This window comes from Fibrobacter sp. UWB12 (assembly GCF_900142485.1).
Lineage (GTDB): Bacteria > Fibrobacterota > Fibrobacteria > Fibrobacterales > Fibrobacteraceae > Fibrobacter.
On record NZ_FRAZ01000001.1, the window covers coordinates 148,931 to 165,453 of the forward strand.

Below are 16,523 nucleotides of genomic sequence, written 5' to 3' on the forward strand. Positions count from 1 at the left end.
GAACTAGACTATGGAAATTATTCTTAAGGCTAATGTCCCCCACTTGGGCAAGATGCTCGACGTCGTGAAGGTTAAGGATGGTTACGCACGTAACTACCTCTTCCCGCGTAAGCTCGCTGTTCGCGCAACTAAGGAAGCCAAGCTTGAAATCGAAAACAACCGCGCTGCTGTTGAAGCTCAGTTCCAGAAGGAACTCGCTGCTGCTGGTGACGTGGCTGCAAAGCTCGCACAGGTTTCTGTCAACCTCGAACGCCGCGTTGTTGAAGGCGAACGTCTCTACGGTTCTGTGACCGCAGGTGACATCGCTGAAGCAATCACCAAGGCTGGTGTTAAGGTTTCCCGTGCTCAGATCGACCTTGCTGAACCGATCAAGCAGCTCGGTGTTTACACCGTGACTGTCAAGGTCTTCAGCGACGTTGAAGCACAGGTCAAGGTTTGGGTGGTTGCTGAGAAGTAACAAACCGAGAGTCGCAAGTTCAAACTAGTTTGAACTTATGACCGAGGTGCAGTTACGGACGGGTGCGTAGCACCCAAAAGTAATTCTCAACCCACTTAAAGTTTGAAGGCCGCTCCTCAAAAGGGGCGGTTTTTTGTCGTTATTGCACCATTTTACAACGTTTTGACGATGTTGACAGTTGAAAACGTAAGTAAAAAATTATATTTTGTATAGGGTTTGATTAAAAGAGAGTGGTTTATGATGAAAAAAATTGCAATGCTAGCTTTTGCTATGTCGGCAGCATTCTCTAGTGCATTTGCCGCGGGTACCTGTACAGTCAACATATCGACTAATAATTTGGAGTTCACCGGTAACCAGGTGAAGCCGACCGTTAAAAAGGTTATATGCGGTAACGATGAGTTTTTTGAGTCCGACTTTACCAAAATTACTTACGGTAAAAATATAAATGCCGGTTCTGATGCTGGTTCCGTAACCGTGACTTTGAGTAATGGCGATGTTGCCACGAAGACCTTTGAAATTACTCCTAAAGGCGTCCATATTGTCATTGACGATGTAGAAAAAGAACTGGGTGGTAAAACTCCAGACCTGACTTGGACTATCGGTGAAGATAGTGAAATGAGCACGCTTAATGCCGATACTTTGGATAATTTCACTTCGGCTTTGAATAAAAATTTGAAATTGGTTGTCGCCGAAGGTGAAGAAGAAGTCGGAGCCAAGTTTAAAATTTCCAAAGATCCGTCTGTAAATTTGACCGAACTTTTCCCCAATTACGATTTCCTTATCGATCCTGCGTCTATGGTCATTATCAAGACCAAGATTAACATTGTTGTCACGAGTACAGCAAAAGTCTATGGTGAAAGTGATCCGAAGGATTTCAAATACGATATTGTTGGTAACATCACCGCAGCTGATTATGAAAAGTTAGGCAAGATTACTTTGGCTCGCGCTGAAGGTGAAAATGCTGGCAGCTACAAGATTAGCGTTAGCATTGATGGTACAGAGTATAGCGATAAGCCGCCTAAAATTACAGGCTGCGAACCGGCTTACTGTAAAGAAACGGCCGATTACTACATCTATGCTGTTTCTGGAACGTTTGTTGTTCAGCCTGCTGCAGCCACGGTGACCGTGGATAACGTCTCGAAAACTTATGGCGAAGCAACTCCTGCATTTACATACAAGGCTACAGGTCTTGTCGGTACGGACGAACTGAAGGATGTTTCGCTTACATGTGCAAAGTGCTCTTCTACTGACCTTGAAAGTGTTGGCGAGTATGCAATCTCTGCAAGCGTGAATGTCAAGTCGAATCCGAACTACAAGGTGACGACAAAGAGCGGTACGCTCACTGTTAAAAAGAAGGCTGTCACGGTCAATGTTGACGAAGCTGAAAAAACTTATGGCGACAAGGACCCGAAGTTCACCTTCACTGCAGATGGTCTTGTCAAGGGTGAAAGCCTTAGTGGTGCAACTCTAACTCGTGCTGAAGGTGAAGATGTCGGCAAATACAAGGTTAGCGTTGATTTCGCAGAAGGTTCTAATTCGAACTACACGTTGACAGTCGTGCCCGGTTACCTTACCATTACGAAGAAGGACGTTACTCTGAAGGTAACGAACATTACCAAAAAGTTTGGTGAAAAGGATCCCGAACTGGCTTACACAGTTGACGGTATTGTAACGCTTGGTGGTGTAGAAGATGAACTGAAGGGTGTTGCCTTGATGCGCGAAGCTGGCGAAGATGCTGGCGAATACGCTATTACAGCAAGCGTCGATGAAAAATCAAATCCGAATTATGTTGTAAGTACCGAAGATGGCAAACTTACCATTACTGCTAACAACGACAAGATTGTGGTAACTGTTAAGGGCCATACCGAATTGCTTCAATATGATGGTAAAGAACATACTGTGAAGGGCTTTGACATCTCTGCCAATAGCGAAGCTTACTCCCTCAAGTTTGTTGAATATACCGGTGATTCTGTAGTTTCTGGAAAGGATGTCGGCAAGTACACGATGGGCCTTTCTGCAAGCGCATTCAAGAATACTTCTGTCAACTATACCAATGTGACTTTCAATATTACGGATGGCGCATTGCAAATCGACCCGAGAGCATTGGTGGTTACCGCTAAGGCTGATACAATTACCTACGGTGATGAAATTCCTGCTGCATTCACGTGGTTTGCAGACAGCCTTTTGGAAGGTGATGAACTCGATAATATCCACGTGACTCTCAACAAGTCGGGACTCCTCGATGCCGGTGAATATGCTTTGACATTCGATCAGAAGAATCCGACAAACAGTAACTATACCGTAACAAAGTATGTTACAAATGCTCTTACGGTGAAGCCCAAGGTTGTGACCGTGACCGTTCAAGATACGTCTAAGTTCTATAGCGAAGCCGATCCTGAAAAGTATACATATAAGGTTGAAGGTCTCCTTGAAGGCGATGAATTGCCGGAACTTGTGCTGAAGCGTCAGGAAGGTGAAAACGTGCTTCTGGATGATGAAACTTATGCAATTTCTGCAACATTCGCCAAGGAAGAACCGAGCAAGAATTACAGCGTGAAAATCCGTCAGGGTGAATTTACGATTAAGCCATGCACTCAGAGAATCACTGTGGCAATTTATGGAGAAAACATTGTAGCCAAGTATAATGATGGCGAAGAAATTACAGTTAATAAGAGCTTTGATGTAAGCCCGATGCGTATTCCTGGTGAACCGTGGTTGCCCGAAGAGTTCGCTTACAAGAAGGAATTTGTGAGCTATAAGGGTGAAATGACCATGACCGAAAAGGAACTTGGCGATTACCCCATGGGCCTTGTTGCTTCGGACTTTGTCAATATTTCGCCGAACTTTGAAAATGTCAATTTTGTTGTGACTATTGATGGTTCGTTCAAGATCACCGATCAGGAAACTTCGATTGCTGGCGTCAAGGGTGTCAAGGCTTTCGGAATTTCTGCGGGTAACCGTAGCATTCAGGTTAGCGGTTCTACTGTGGGTAAGCAGTTTGCTGTTCTCGACCTGCAAGGTAGAGTTGTCCGTAAGGGCGTTGTCGAATCCTCGAACTTTGAAATCCCGGTTCCGAATACAGGCATTTACATGGTTCGCATCGGAACATCGGCACAACGCGTTCGCGTCAAATAACTTTAAACGCAACTTTTGTTGATGAAAGTCTCGGATTTGTGTCCGAGGCTTTTAATTTTGACAACATTTTTTGCTATTTTAGAAGCATATGCGCAAGTTTGCTCTTTTACCCTTATTTTTAGGTCTGTCTCTCGCCCAGGTCTCTTTCGCCCAGGTCCGAGACCTATTCGCTGAATTTGAACAAGAAGCTGGTGCTCCGGCTACTCCCGCCGCTCCAGAAGCAAAAGCTCCCGCGGCCCCTGCAAGTTCTGCTGCGGTTGTTCCGGTAAGTTCTTCTGCCAAGGCTCCGGCTAGTTCCGCTTCCAAAAAGTCCAAGGCTAAGTCTTCGAGCAGCGTCGCTGTTTCGAGTTCCTCTGTTGCGCCGTTGAGTTCAGCGGTTCAGGTGAGCTCTTCTTCTGTAATTGTGAACGTCCCGGTAAGTTCTGCGGCCATAAGTTCTTCGTCTGTGGAGGTTGTCGTCTCGAGTTCTTCTGTTGCAGAGGCGATGTCTTCGGCTGTTGATGTTACTCCGGCTGTAACGGCTGTCGATACATCTGTTCTTGATTCTGCTGCACGCGATTCCCTAATGCGCGAGGCCGCTATTGCAGAAGCCGAAAGGGTACGTGCTATTGCCGATTCTACCCGAAAGGCAGACTCTTTAGCACAGGCTCAGGCCGCCGGGCTTACAAACTTGAGCAGCAGCTCTGTCGCGGCTTCGTCTAACAGCATGAGCCGTCGTGAATTGCTTGGACCGGTAAAGGTGTCCAAGGTTAATGGCATTGACGAAATGAAGGGCCGCTACAAGAACCCGCGTAAGGCTTTGTTCCTTTCGCTTTTAGTGCCGGGTGCAGGCCAAATGTATGTGGGCGGCAATACTTCGACTTATGTTCGCGGTGGCGTCTACATCGCTTTGGAAGTATTCATGTGGAGTGGCTGGGGCTACTTCTCCATTTACAAGTACAATCAGCAGGTCGATAAGTACAAGAAGTTCGCAAAGGAACATTATTCGATTGGCCGTTATGAACGCGCTATGCGTGATCTTTACAATGCCGGTGGCTCGCTTTATCCTTCGACCTTCCGTAGCCGCTATATGGGCTCTCGCAAGTCGTTCTGCGAATCTATTTATGGCGATGCTTCCACGGCCAAGTGCTATCAAGAAACTGAATTGTTTGCTGGCGATGAACAGCACTACAACAAGTTTAATGACAAGAACAAAAAGCTTGCTGACGAAATGGGCGATTTCAAAAAATCTTTTGCCAACGAATCTGAATTGTTCCAGCTGATTTCGGAAGGTGTTTATGTGCGCGGTTGGGATGACGTTAAGGATGGTGGAACTGTAATCGATAATCTTAATCTCGAAGATGAAAATTCTGAAGTGGTTTCGCTGGGTGAATCCGAACGTTTGAACAAGTACCGCTCCATGCGCCGCGATGCCAACGATTACGCTGACATGCAGGTGTGGTTCATTGGTGGCCTCATCTTGAACCATATCGTCTCTGCAGTTGATGCAGCCCTTACTGCAAATGCGCATAACAAGGTCCTCTATGAAGAAGATGTTTCTTGGTACGATCGCTTGCATTTCGATAGCGGCGTGTCGTTCAAGGATTCCTTCGGTTGGTCTGTCCGTGCAAACTGGGGATTCTAATGCGCATTATTCTTGCCATACTGCTTGCGTCAGTCGCTGCGTTCTCGCAGATTGTGGTGAGCGTTGACCAAAACGTTTACAAGAACAGTGATAAGAACGTGTTCTTGGCGGTCGGCGCTTCGGCGCTTTTGCCGGGCATGGGCGAACTTTACTTGGGCGAACAGAAATTTGTGCGTCCGTTCGTTTGGACGGATCTTGCCTTGTGGGTAACCGCTATCGGTTCTTACGTGGTTGGGGACCGCTATGTGACGTCTGCCCATAATTACGCCGTTCGTCATGCCGGGTTGACGGGCAACAAGAATGTATCGCTCCTTAACACGGTCGGTTCCTATCGTAGCCGTTCTGGCGTATTTGGTCAGAATTCTTCGCCGGACATGAACGAGGATTACAACCAGGCGATGATCCGCTCGGGTAAAAAAGTCGACGAGGAATTTTCAAATGATATCCAGTGGGATTGGGGGAGCTCCGACAATCCGGAATCGACTGAGCATATCGAAGAATTTAAAAGTCGCATGCGTCATTATCGTGTAAGCCGTATTGTGTTCCAGGTTTCTGTGGGTGCGTTGATTTTGAATCGTGTGGTTTCTATGCTCGATGCAGTGCGTATTTACCGTGCGACTTCGACCAAGTCGTTCTCCAGCCGAGTGCAGTTCGAACCTGAATTTTATCAGGACGGCGGAGCGCTCTTCATGAATGTGAAGTTTTAAATTTGTCATTCCCGCCTCAGTGCGGGAATCTCCTTTTTTATGCAACTTTTTTACAGCGTTAATCATCTAAATACTGAATTCTAAGTTCTGCCAACTAAGTTCTACCAACTGCGGCGCTGCCGCTAACTAAAATATGAAACACCTTCTTCTAATAGCCTTATCTTCTCTTCTTCTTGTTGCTTGTGGTAGTAAAGACGATTCCGCCAAGGGTGCTCCTGGTGGCAAAGGCAATGGGGGTAAAAAGGGTGGCGCTCAGCGCGTGCTGAATGTCGAAGGTTATGTGGCCGAGCTTTCATCGCAAGGCAAGAATTTCCAGACGATGGCGACTCTCGTGCCAAAGAATAGCGTTTCGCTTTCGGCGGCGACTTCTGGCCGCTTGGTGAGCCTTACAGCGAAGGACGGCGCTATGGTCAAGAAGGGTGCGCTCCTTGCTAAAATTGATGATTCCGAACTCCGTGCACAGCTTAAGCAGGCTGAATCGAACAAGATGCTTGCAGAACAAAAGGAACAGCGTGTCCGCGGTCTCTTTGAAAAGAACGGAGCTACAAAGCAGGACTTGGAATCAGCAGAAGCTTCGCTCAAGTCTGCTCAGGCTAGTGTTGAGCTGATTCGCGCTCAACTTGCAAAAACCGAAGTGCGTGCACCGTTTAGCGGCAAGCTTGGATTTGTGGATGTTTCTGTGGGCGCCTGGCTCAATTCTGGGACGCCGATTGCAGAACTCAGCGAGGTCAATCGCCTCAAGGCGAAGTTCTCGCTCCCGCAGCGCTATGCGTCTGTCATCAAGGTGGGCGACAAGATTTCTCTCAAGGATTCGGAACGCAACGTTGAAAAGTTCGGTGTTGTCTCTGCGCTAGATGCCGTGATTTCTGAGAGCAGCCGCACTCGTCGCGTGATGGTCGATGTCGATAACGCAAAGGGCGAATTCATTGCAGGTAGCTTTGTGAGCGTGAATGTTGCGATGGAAGCAAGCAACGTGCAGAGTTTTACGATCCCGTCCGAAGCGATGATTCTCGACAGGGAAGGCGCTTACGTGTTTGTAAGCCAGGGCGGCAAGGCTAAAATCAAGCATATCACGACGGGGCTTCGTACGCCGATGTCTGTGCAGGTGCTTTCGGGACTTGATGTTGGCGATACGGTGATCGTTTCCGGCATTGTGAGCTTGCGTCCGGGCGCTGATGTCAAGATTAAGGGACTCCGTCACTCGATTAATTACGAGGTGGAGTAATGAGCGTTAGCCAACTCTCTGTTCGTCGCCCGGTGCTTATGACAGTGATGGCGCTTGTCATCCTGTTGCTTGGCTTTTTTGGCTTGACTTCACTCGGTATTCGTGAATACCCGAACGTCGACTATCCTTTGATTCAGGTGCGTACTTCTTACCCCGGCGCAAACGCTGCAGTCGTGGAAGCCGAAGTGACTGAAATCTTGGAAGCGTCCATCAATAGTGCATCAGGTATCAAGGCACTCACTTCTACAAGCCGCGATGGATTCTCTTACATCAGCATTGAATTTGAAACGGGCATGGACTTGGAAGCGGCTGCAAACGAAATCCGCGACCGCGTGAGCCGTGTGCGTCGCCGCTTGCCGGACGATGTCGATGAACCGACGGTCTACAAGTCCGATAGCGATAGCGACCCGATTTTGATGGTGAGCCTTGTGAGCGATAAGCTCGACCCGATGGAAGTTTCTGAAATTGCAAACAACCACGTGAAGGAACGCTTGCAGACTATTAACGGTGTTTCTGAAGTGGCTATTTGGGGCGAAAAACGTCCGGTAGTGCGCCTTTGGATTGACCCCATCCGTATGCAGGCTCTGGGCGTCTCGGGTGCGCAAATGGCGGCAGCTTTGAAACAAGGAAACTTGGAACTTCCGTCTGGTTCGATTGAAGGTAGCGAAACGACACTTTCTATCCGTACGCTTGGCCGAGTTCTCGATCCGAAGTCGTTTGGCAACATTGCTGTGAGAACGGCTGAAGATGGAACCGTCATTCGCATTTCTGATGTGGCGGACATCCATTACGAACCGAAAGATACGCGTACCGGTTTTAGACGTAACGGCAAGAATTCCATTACGCTTGCACTCATGGCGCAGCCGGGCAGTAACCATGTGGAAATTGCAAATGAGTTTTACAAGCGTGTCGAAGACATCCGCCGTGAAATTCCCGAAAGCGTAGAACTGCTTTATGGTCGCGATACTTCGATTAACATTCGCGCTTCTATCAAGGAAGTGGTGGAGACCATCTTTATTGCATTTGTGCTTGTGATTGCAATTATCTTTGCGTTCCTCCGCGAAGGTCGCACGACGTTTATCCCGATGGTCGTGGTGCCTGTATCTGTGATTGGTAGCTTCTTTGTACTTTACCTCTGCGGGTTCAGTATCAATGTGCTCACGCTTTTGGCGATGGTCTTGGCGATTGGCCTTGTCGTGGACGATGCTATTGTGATTGTGGAAAATATTTACCACAAGATTGAAAATGGCATGACACCGAAGCAGGCTGCTGTTGCTGGAACTAACGAAATCTTCTTTGCCGTGATTGCAACTTCGATTGTGCTTATGACCGTATTTGTGCCTGTCCTTGCGTTGGGGGGCACGACGGGGCTTTTGTTCCGTGAATTCGTGGCGGTGATGATTGGAACGGTGTTCCTTTCGACTTTGTGCGCTTTAACTCTTTCACCGATGCTTTGTTCGAAATTCTTGAAACGCCAGAAACAGGGATGGTTTTTCCGCATTACAGAACCGTTCTTTGAAGGCTTCAACGGACTTTATTCCCGCTTGTTGGGCGGATTCCTTCGGTTGCGTTTTCTGTTGTTCCCGATTGTGGCGGCTCTGTTTGTGGCAGCGTATTTCTGCTTCAATAACATGAGTAGCGAAATGGCGCCGACTGAAGACTCTAATGCCGTGATGGTGAACATGAGCATGCCCGAAGGCGTGAACCTCTCGCGCACCAAGCGCATGGCCGATGAATTTGTCGATGAAGTGACTTCAATTCTTGATTCTAATGAATATACGGAATTCCAGGCGGGAGCTTGGAATGCAGGCAATTCGAGAATGCGATTGTTCTTGAACGATGACAAGAAGGCTCGCCGTCCGCAGAGTGAAATTGCCCAAGTGATTCAGGTGCTTGGTAACGAATATCCGGATTTGCGCGTGATGGTGTTTGAACCGCAGAGCATCAGTACGCAGCGCGGTGGCCTCCCGGTGCAGTTTGTGTTGCAGGCTCCGAACATCGAAGTGTTGCGTGACCTTGTGCCGAAATTCGAAGAAGCGGCAAGCAAGAGCCCTGTGTTTAGCGTGGTGAACAGCAACTTGCGCTTCACGAAGCCGGAACTCCATATCGAGATTTTGCGCGACAAGGCAAACGAAGAAGGCGTGTCTGTGAATGACATTGCGCAGGCCGTACAGCTTGCTATTAGCGATCAGACCTATGGTGATTACTATAAGGACGGCCGTCAGTACGATATTATTGGCGCAGTCGGTTATCAGTACCGCGATACGCCAGAAAACCTTTCGATGCTCACGGTCAAGAACGGCAAGGGTGAGCTGGTGAGCTTGGACAACTTTATCACGTATAAGGAACAGTCCGCATCGCCATCACTCCCGCGTTACAACCGCTTTAGCGCTGCTACAATCCAGGCTGGCCTTGTACCGGGCAAGACGATTGGCGATGGCGTCGAAGAAATGCGCCGCATTGCAAAGAAGTTGTTGAAGGATTACCCGAGTGTGAGCACTACGCTTTCGGGATCGTCGAAGGAATTTGAAGAAAGTTCTTCGGGCTTGTATGTGGTGTTCATGCTTGCGCTTGCGCTTGTGTTCTTGGTGCTTGCCGGGCAGTTTGAAAGTTTCCGCGCTCCGTTCGTGATTTTCTTTACGGTGCCACTTGCGCTTTCGGGTGCATTGGTGAGCTTGTTTGTCACGGGCCAGACACTCAATATCTTTAGCGAAATTGCTTTGATTTTGTTGATTGCTCTTGTAACGAAGAACGGAATTTTGATTGTGGAATTTGCAAACCAGATTGCAGAAAATACCGGATGCAGCAAGCTCGAAGCGGCTCGGATGGCGGCGGAACGCCGCTTCCGCCCAATCCTCATGACGAGCCTTTCTACGGTATTGGGCGCGGTGCCGCTCATCTTGACCGGCACCCCGAGCCGCATTGCAATGGGTGTTGCTATTGTAGGCGGTCTTACGTTTGCTACGTTCATGACGCTCTTTATTGTGCCTGCCGCCTATAGCTTCTTTGCAGGGAAGGTCGAATCCGTCCGCAGTGACGCAAGCAAAATGGCGTAGGTTTAGAGCTTAGAATTGTGAAAAACGTCATTGCGAGCGAAGCGCGGCAATCTATCTAAGTTCTAAGAGCGAAGCGGTCTAAGTTCTACCAACTACTTAACAAGCTGAAATACTTTCTCGTTTTCACGGCTCATGCCGTAGCGGGTACGTAGAATTTCTTCTTTGTAGAGGGAATCGGTCTTTAATTTTTGGATGAGCTCGTCGCGTTCTTCGATAACTTTGGCGAGCGAGTCAATCTGCATCTGGTAGAGCTTGATTTCTTTTGCAATTCTACGCTGCTCCGGGATGCTGTTCTTGCCGAACAGCAAGTGGAACACCAGGAACGCGAAGGTAATCGAGGTGGCAATTCCAATAATAAGTCGAATGTGCAACTAATTATGCTCCGTTAAAATAGAATTGGAAGTTGTCCTTTGATGTGACTAGACCAGATATTTCTAGCTCCGTCAATATAGCTAAAAGTTCCGGTGCCTTAAAGTCAAAATCTTCTTGAAGTTCCGAAAATGTTTTGCGGAACCCGTTAAAACGGTCGAAAACCTTCTGTGCCGCGCTCGATAGTTGCACTCCGCATGTCGTAAGCTGCTCGATTTTAGCCCCTTCGAGGAATGGAACCCCTGCTACAGAACGCAAACTTTCAGGAATGAATACGGGCTTTGCGCGTCCGCTGTCGAGGAGTGCGTTGGTTCCGCTATAGAGGTCACAGTCAAAATTCCCGGGGATGGCGAGGAGTAACTTCTCTTCGTCTAGGCAGAATTGCGCGGTGAGGAGGGCGCCTCCCTTTTGGCGACTTTGGACGACGAGCGTTGCTTGGCTAAGCCCGCTGATGATGCGGTTCCGTGCGATGAAGTTCCCCTTGTAGGCGGGAGTGTCGCCTTCATATTCGCTCAGGAGTGCACCTCCGGCTTGCAAAATGCGCTCTGCGATAGTTGCGCGTTCTCCGTCGATTTTTGCATCTAGCCCTTGCGCGAGGACGGCTGTCGTTGGAATCTCGGCGTCAAGGGCTGCTTTGTGGCAATAGCAGTCAATACCTTGGGCAAGCCCAGAAATGACGATAGCATTTGTGCCTTTAAGCGATGCTACAAGCCGCCTGCAAAGTTCTTCGGCGGAGGCTGTTGGGCGGCGGGTGCCGACCATCGCGATTCCAATTTTATCAGCGGAGGGGAGTGTACCTTTGCAAAAAAGCCGTTTGGGGCAGAATTTGGATGCACCGAGAAGGAGCGGATAATTGTCGCGGGTAAGTTCGTGGTAAGGTTCGTTGTAAAAAAGATTCGTTTCCATATTTTTTTCAAGCGCAAGGCGCCATGGTAATTTGATAAACGTAACGATATAGGAAACGATAAAATTAACGGTATAAATAATGGTGTAACTAATTTACTGAATTTATGGAGCAAAAACAAGGGCCCGTTATACTTTCTATCTTTTATAGCATGAAATACTCGTTTAACGATTTGGTTGATATTATGGCGCGCCTCCGTTCGGAGAATGGTTGCCCATGGGACCGCAAGCAGGATACACATTCGCTGTTGCCGTATTTGGTTGAAGAAAGTTGTGAGTTTATCGATGCCGCTCAAGAGGGCGACAAGGAACACATGTGCGAAGAACTTGGCGATGTGCTTTTCCAAGTCATTTTCCATTCGCAGGTTTGTAAGGAACAAGGCGATTTTTCCATTGACGATGTAATTCAAGGCCTTTGTGAAAAAATGGTACGCAGGCATCCGCATGTGTTTGGTGATGCTCAAGTCGATAATGCAAATGAAGTCAGTCGCCGTTGGGAGCGTATCAAGGCTCAAGAAAAGAACAACTTAAAGCATGCTGGGCAGTCTATTATGGATAAAGTTAGCAAGAGCATGCCTACGCTCGCGCGTTCGCAAGACATTATTCGCCGAGTTGCTAAAGTCGGTTTTGACTGGGGCGAACCAGGGCCAGTGTTTGACAAGGCTCAAGAAGAATTTGCTGAATTCCGTGCAGAAATGGAAAATGTTTCTTCTGAAAATGCGAACGTAGATCGCCTCGAAGATGAATTCGGCGACATCATGTTTAGCTTGGTGAATGTGGCTCGCCATTGCGGCTTTAATGCGAATATCGCTTTGCAACGTGCTAACAACAAATTTGAAAAACGTTTCCGCGAAGTGGAACGCCGTGTCAAGGAACAGGGCAAGGAAATCAAGGATGTGGGGCTAGAAGGCCTGCAAAAAATCTGGAAAGAAGCGAAGCTTAGTCATTAGTCAATGGTCATTGGTCAGTAGTCATTGTCCGCTATTCCATATTGGAATGTTCTTTTTGGGAACTAGCTTCGTAAATATTTTTTGTCCGCGCTAATCATTCCCGCGTTATATTATTCATGTGACACCAGTAAATTCTGGTTCTGAGACGGGAAGCCGGATCGAATCGCGGAGTAGAACTTACTAGTGTTACGTTATCATGAGAGTCCCGTGAGCTCCCTTGCGGGGCTCTTCCTTTGTCATGATTACGTTAGGCGTGATTTGGGCGCCGTAGGGAACATGAGTGGAATGATAGAGGGCTCATTAGGGTGTTTGGGAAACAAAAAGGCCTGCAACTTTCGTTGCAGGCCTTTTTAAACTTTCGAGAAGTTTTAGCTGGTTTGGCTTGGATTAAGCTCTTGCCTTGACCTTGTCGCCGTACTTCTTGATGAGTTCTTCCTGGATGTTCTTCGGAACCGGGAGGTACTTGCAGAATTCCATCGTGAATTCAGCCTTACCTTGGGTCATGGAACGGAGGTCCGTAGCGTAACCGAACATTTCGGAAAGCGGAACTTCAGCGGTGATGGTGGTCATGCCGAGTTCTTCGCTAGTGCCAGTGATAGCACCACGACGCTGAGAAACGTTACCCACAACGCCGCCCTGGAATTCGGTCGGAGTCTGGATTTCGACCTTCATGATCGGTTCGAGGATCTGAGCACCAGCCTTGGCGAAAGCTTCGCGGAAGGCCATACGAGCTGCAACCTGGAACGCCATATCAGAGGAGTCGACCGGGTGGAATGCACCATCCTGAACTTCCATTTCGATACCCACAACCGGGAAGCCGATCAAAGAACCTGCTTCCATGCAGCTCTGGAAACCCTTGTCGCAAGACGGGATGTATTCCTTCGGAATACGGCCACCGACAACGGAGTTGACGAAGTTGTAGACCTTTTCCTGGTCGCCTTCGACAGCCATCGGACGCATTTCACCGACGACCTTAGCGTACTGACCAGAACCACCAGTCTGCTTCTTGTGAGTGTAGTCGAACTTGGCCGGGCGGGTGATGGTTTCGCGGTAAGCAACCTGCGGAGCACCAGTCGTCACGTCGCACTTGTATTCACGGCGCATACGTTCGATATAAACGTCAAGGTGAAGTTCGCCCATACCCTTGATGATGGTCTGACCAGATTCCTTGTCAACTTCGACCTGGAACGTCGGGTCTTCCTTCGTGAAGCGGTTGAGGGCCTTGGACATGTTGTCGAGGTCGTCACGGTTCTTGGCTTCAATAACAAGTTCGATAACCGGGTTAGGAACGTGCATAGAAGTCATGTTGTAGTGGTTCTTGCCATCCGTGAATGTCGTACCGGATGCGCAGTCGATACCGAACAGAGCAACGATGTCGCCTGCACCGGCTTCGGTGATATCCACCATTTCGTCAGCGTGCATACGGACGAGACGGCCAACGGAAACCTTCTTGCCGGTTGCCATGTTGGTGATCATGTCGCCCTTCTTGAGGGTACCCTGGTAAACGCGGACGTAGGTGAGCTGGCCATAGCGGTCGTTCACGAGCTTGAATGCGTAGCAGACGAGCGGTGCGTTGTCTTCGGACTTGAGGATAACTTCAGCTTCGTTGTTGTCGAGGTCGAGAGCCTTGTTTTCAACGTCGGTCGGGCACGGGAGGAAGTCGATAACACCGTCGAGGAGCTTCTGGACACCAATGTTCTTGTGAGCAGAACCCATGAACACCGGAGTGATGTCGAGACGGATGGTAGCTTCGCGGATAACCTTCTTGAGGAGGGCCTTGTCGATCTGGTCGACGCCATACTGGCCTTCCATAGCCTTTTCCATGACTTCGTCGCTGTAGTCAGCGCAGCAGTCAACGAGCTTTTCGCGGTATTCGTTAGCCTGGTCGACGAGTTCTTCCGGGATTTCCTTTTCGATCATGTCGTCGCCGTTGTCGCCTTCGAAGTAGTATGCCTTCATTTCGAGAAGGTCGACCACGCCCTTAAGATTGGATTCCAAACCTATAGGAATCTGCATGACGCACGGCTTGTGGTTGAGCTTTTCCTTGAGCATGACTGCAACGCGGAGCGGATTTGCACCAGAGCGGTCGCACTTGTTCACGAACACGACGCGCGGCACATGGTAACGGCGCATTTGGCGGTCAACGGTAATAGACTGGGACTGGACGCCTTCAACGCCAGTGAGGACGAGGATAGCACCGTCCAACACGCGGAGAGAACGTTCCACTTCGATCGTGAAGTCCACGTGCCCCGGGGTATCGATGATGTTGATGGAGTCCTTTTCACCGGTCTTGGTGTGGGTCCAGTTTGCGAAGGTAGCGGCAGACTGAATCGTGATACCGCGTTCGCGTTCAAGTTCCATGGAGTCCATCGTGGCACCGACGCCGTCTTTACCACGAACTTCGTGGATAGCGTGAATACGCTTTGTGAAGTAAAGGATACGTTCGGTAAGAGTAGTCTTACCAGAGTCGATGTGGGCAGAAATACCAATATTTCTGTGCAGTTGGATGTCTTTCATATTTTTATTCCACTAATGGAGTTGATGTTATTGAATGTTGCGCCCAAAAATAGAAAATTTTGGGGGGAACTCAAGGGCGCTTTTTCATTTGATAGTATAAAAGGGGGAGAATTTGGCTTAAAATAGCGAAAAATGTAAAAAGCAACCTTAAAACAGGCTGCTTTTTGAAAACATTTATGAGAAAAGTTTTGTTTAAACGTTTTCTTCCGGAGCGTCAGTTGTGTCACTTTCGCTCTTTTCGGCGGATTCTTCTTTGGATTCGCTGGAATCGGGATCCTTGTCGATGCTGTTTTCGACAAGTTCAGGCTTTTCGACTCCTTCGAGTGCTTTGAAATATGCCATTGCGGTCTTGCCGACTTCGGTGGTGTCGAAGTAGGTGTATGCGCCGTTACCGATAGCGCCAATGGCGGGGATGGCACGGAGGGCGATGCGTCCGAGGAAGTTTGCAGAAATCTTGACACCGATTTTCTGGAGCAACTTCTGCAGTGCCGTGAGCGAAAGCTTCTGGACCACGATGCGGCTGCCGGTGCGGACGGCTACATCACGAAGGAGCGATGCTGCGCTGTGGCGGAAAAGGCACCATACCATGGCTTCGCGGCTGAGCATGGCGAACTTGCCGTAGGTGCAGGCGATGTCCGAGACAAGCTGGGCTTGGATGCGCCATACCGCGGCAATATCTGGGATGGAAGTCAAGACTCCGGTAAAACCAGCCGGGATAGAAAGAGAAGTACTCACGGTAGCGGCCTTCAACGCAGCTTGCTTGATAAGCACGTCGGCACGCTTGTCGGGATCGTTATTTGGGCAAAGGAGCGAGTCCGGAATGTCCGTAATCAGGTTGAAGACGATTGAGTTAAACAGTTCCTGGATGGATTCGCTTTTTTTGTCTTTGTATTCTTTAAAATTCAACATGGGCTTGCTCCTTTTTTTCTCCTATTTCAAGAACATTTTAACAATTCTTGAGAGGTTTTGGGGAATCCTATATTGAAAATTACTTTTTTCTAGCCACAAGTGCACAATTTCGTCGACCCAAATGCGATCGGAGGCGATTTTTTCGACGATTATTTCGGTTTCTTCGCCATTTTCTACGAGTTTGTAGTTCAAATGGAAAGAAATGGGAGTTGTTTCGCCATGCGGGAGGACGGTAAGGTCCATCGTCTGTTTCTCGGCGTTGACGCTGAAAGAAATATTGTTGAAGACTTTTTGAAGTTGTTCGTTCATTCTAAAATTCCTTCGGTGCCAGTTAGAACAAAATTTTGGCGAATAAGCCTGTGCCTTTGGGGAGTGCTTTCTTGATGGAATGGCTCTTGAACCACCACGCGGCGATTTCGTTGATCATCTCTCTCGGACTATCAACTTTGTTTATAACAATCAACGTTCCTTCGTCAGTATCTTCAAAGCAATAGTGGGTGCAAAGAAGAGTGGGGACCGTTTCCCCATGCAGAAGGATGGTGATGTTTGCTTGGTTTTCTTGCGAGTCGATATCAACGTTTTGGATTTCTCCAAATTGCTTGAAGAAATCGTTACGCTGAAAAAAGAATTCGACTGCCTTGTCGCGGGCGTTGCTGAGGAAGGACATGGTT

13 protein-coding genes are annotated in these 16,523 nt (G+C 48.6%); 7 read left to right on the forward strand and 6 right to left on the reverse strand.

Annotation, left to right across the window (positions count from 1 at the left end):
• Positions 1–10 precede the first annotated feature (10 nt).
• The 6 genes from rplI to BUA34_RS00615 all read left to right on the forward strand — a co-directional run bounded on the left by rplI (position 11) and on the right by BUA34_RS00615 (position 10,204).
• A complete protein-coding gene (rplI, locus tag BUA34_RS00590) occupies positions 11–457 on the forward strand; it encodes a 50S ribosomal protein L9 (protein WP_012820326.1) in 447 nt (148 codons plus the stop codon).
• 237 nt (positions 458–694) lie between these two features.
• Positions 695–3,592 carry an MBG domain-containing protein gene (locus tag BUA34_RS00595; RefSeq protein ID WP_072826813.1) on the forward strand — a complete coding sequence of 966 codons (2,898 nt, stop codon included), beginning with the start codon at positions 695–697 and terminating at the stop codon, positions 3,590–3,592.
• A gap of 88 nt (positions 3,593–3,680) precedes the next feature.
• Positions 3,681–5,216, forward strand: a complete 1,536-nt coding sequence (locus BUA34_RS00600; protein ID WP_072826814.1) for a DUF5683 domain-containing protein — start codon at positions 3,681–3,683, stop codon at positions 5,214–5,216.
• Positions 5,216–5,923 (forward strand): hypothetical protein, encoded by a 708-nt coding sequence (locus tag BUA34_RS00605; RefSeq protein ID WP_072826815.1) that lies wholly within the window; start codon positions 5,216–5,218, stop codon positions 5,921–5,923. Before BUA34_RS00600 ends, BUA34_RS00605 begins: the two co-directional genes overlap by 1 nt.
• 133 nt (positions 5,924–6,056) lie before the next feature.
• Positions 6,057–7,148: an efflux RND transporter periplasmic adaptor subunit gene (locus BUA34_RS00610; protein ID WP_072826816.1), complete on the forward strand. Its 1,092-nt coding sequence runs from the start codon at positions 6,057–6,059 to the stop codon at positions 7,146–7,148.
• Positions 7,148–10,204 (forward strand): efflux RND transporter permease subunit, encoded by a 3,057-nt coding sequence (locus BUA34_RS00615; protein ID WP_072826817.1) that lies wholly within the window; start codon positions 7,148–7,150, stop codon positions 10,202–10,204. The genes BUA34_RS00610 and BUA34_RS00615 overlap by 1 nt, the downstream gene beginning before the upstream one ends.
• A gap of 92 nt (positions 10,205–10,296) precedes the next feature.
• On the opposite strand, the gene BUA34_RS00620 is transcribed toward BUA34_RS00615, so the two are convergent.
• Entirely contained in the window at positions 10,297–10,575 is a 279-nt protein-coding gene (locus BUA34_RS00620) for an FtsB family cell division protein (protein ID WP_072826818.1), read from the reverse strand.
• Between the two features lie 4 nt (positions 10,576–10,579).
• Positions 10,580–11,479 carry a DNA-processing protein DprA gene (locus tag BUA34_RS00625; RefSeq protein WP_072826819.1) on the reverse strand — a complete coding sequence of 300 codons (900 nt, stop codon included), beginning with the start codon at positions 11,477–11,479 and terminating at the stop codon, positions 10,580–10,582.
• Positions 11,480–11,628: 149 nt separating this feature from the next.
• On the opposite strand from BUA34_RS00625, the gene mazG reads away from it, so the two are divergent.
• Entirely contained in the window at positions 11,629–12,426 is a 798-nt protein-coding gene (mazG, locus tag BUA34_RS00630) for a nucleoside triphosphate pyrophosphohydrolase (protein WP_072826820.1), read from the forward strand.
• 387 nt (positions 12,427–12,813) lie between these two features.
• Here mazG and fusA read toward each other — a convergent pair whose 3' ends face one another.
• The 4 genes from fusA to BUA34_RS00650 form a co-directional block, all read right to left on the reverse strand.
• Complete coding sequence (gene fusA, locus BUA34_RS00635) at positions 12,814–14,943, reverse strand: elongation factor G (RefSeq protein WP_072826821.1); 2,130 nt, start codon at positions 14,941–14,943, stop codon at positions 12,814–12,816.
• A 192-nt stretch (positions 14,944–15,135) separates the two neighbouring features.
• Complete coding sequence (locus BUA34_RS00640) at positions 15,136–15,852, reverse strand: EcsC family protein (protein ID WP_072826822.1); 717 nt, start codon at positions 15,850–15,852, stop codon at positions 15,136–15,138.
• Positions 15,853–15,873: 21 nt separating this feature from the next.
• Entirely contained in the window at positions 15,874–16,161 is a 288-nt protein-coding gene (locus BUA34_RS00645; RefSeq protein ID WP_072826823.1) for a hypothetical protein, read from the reverse strand.
• 22 nt (positions 16,162–16,183) lie between these two features.
• Entirely contained in the window at positions 16,184–16,519 is a 336-nt protein-coding gene (locus BUA34_RS00650; RefSeq protein WP_072826824.1) for a hypothetical protein, read from the reverse strand.
• Positions 16,520–16,523 lie beyond the last annotated feature (4 nt).

Bases quoted from the DNA above. Each gene is read 5' to 3' on its own strand.
- BUA34_RS00650 (WP_072826824.1), bottom strand. From the start codon at position 16,519: ATGTCCTTCCTCAGCAACGCCCGCGACAAGGCAGTCGAATTCTTTTTT.
- BUA34_RS00605 (WP_072826815.1), top strand. From the start codon at position 5,216: ATGCGCATTATTCTTGCCATACTGCTTGCGTCAGTCGCTGCGTTCTCG.
- BUA34_RS00610 (WP_072826816.1), top strand. From the start codon at position 6,057: ATGAAACACCTTCTTCTAATAGCCTTATCTTCTCTTCTTCTTGTTGCT.
- BUA34_RS00625 (WP_072826819.1), bottom strand. From the start codon at position 11,479: ATGGAAACGAATCTTTTTTACAACGAACCTTACCACGAACTTACCCGC.
- fusA (WP_072826821.1), bottom strand. From the start codon at position 14,943: ATGAAAGACATCCAACTGCACAGAAATATTGGTATTTCTGCCCACATC.
- mazG (WP_072826820.1), top strand. From the start codon at position 11,629: ATGAAATACTCGTTTAACGATTTGGTTGATATTATGGCGCGCCTCCGT.
- BUA34_RS00640 (WP_072826822.1), bottom strand. From the start codon at position 15,852: ATGTTGAATTTTAAAGAATACAAAGACAAAAAAAGCGAATCCATCCAG.
- BUA34_RS00600 (WP_072826814.1), top strand. From the start codon at position 3,681: ATGCGCAAGTTTGCTCTTTTACCCTTATTTTTAGGTCTGTCTCTCGCC.
- rplI (WP_012820326.1), top strand. From the start codon at position 11: ATGGAAATTATTCTTAAGGCTAATGTCCCCCACTTGGGCAAGATGCTC.
- BUA34_RS00645 (WP_072826823.1), bottom strand. From the start codon at position 16,161: ATGAACGAACAACTTCAAAAAGTCTTCAACAATATTTCTTTCAGCGTC.
- BUA34_RS00595 (WP_072826813.1), top strand. From the start codon at position 695: ATGATGAAAAAAATTGCAATGCTAGCTTTTGCTATGTCGGCAGCATTC.
- BUA34_RS00615 (WP_072826817.1), top strand. From the start codon at position 7,148: ATGAGCGTTAGCCAACTCTCTGTTCGTCGCCCGGTGCTTATGACAGTG.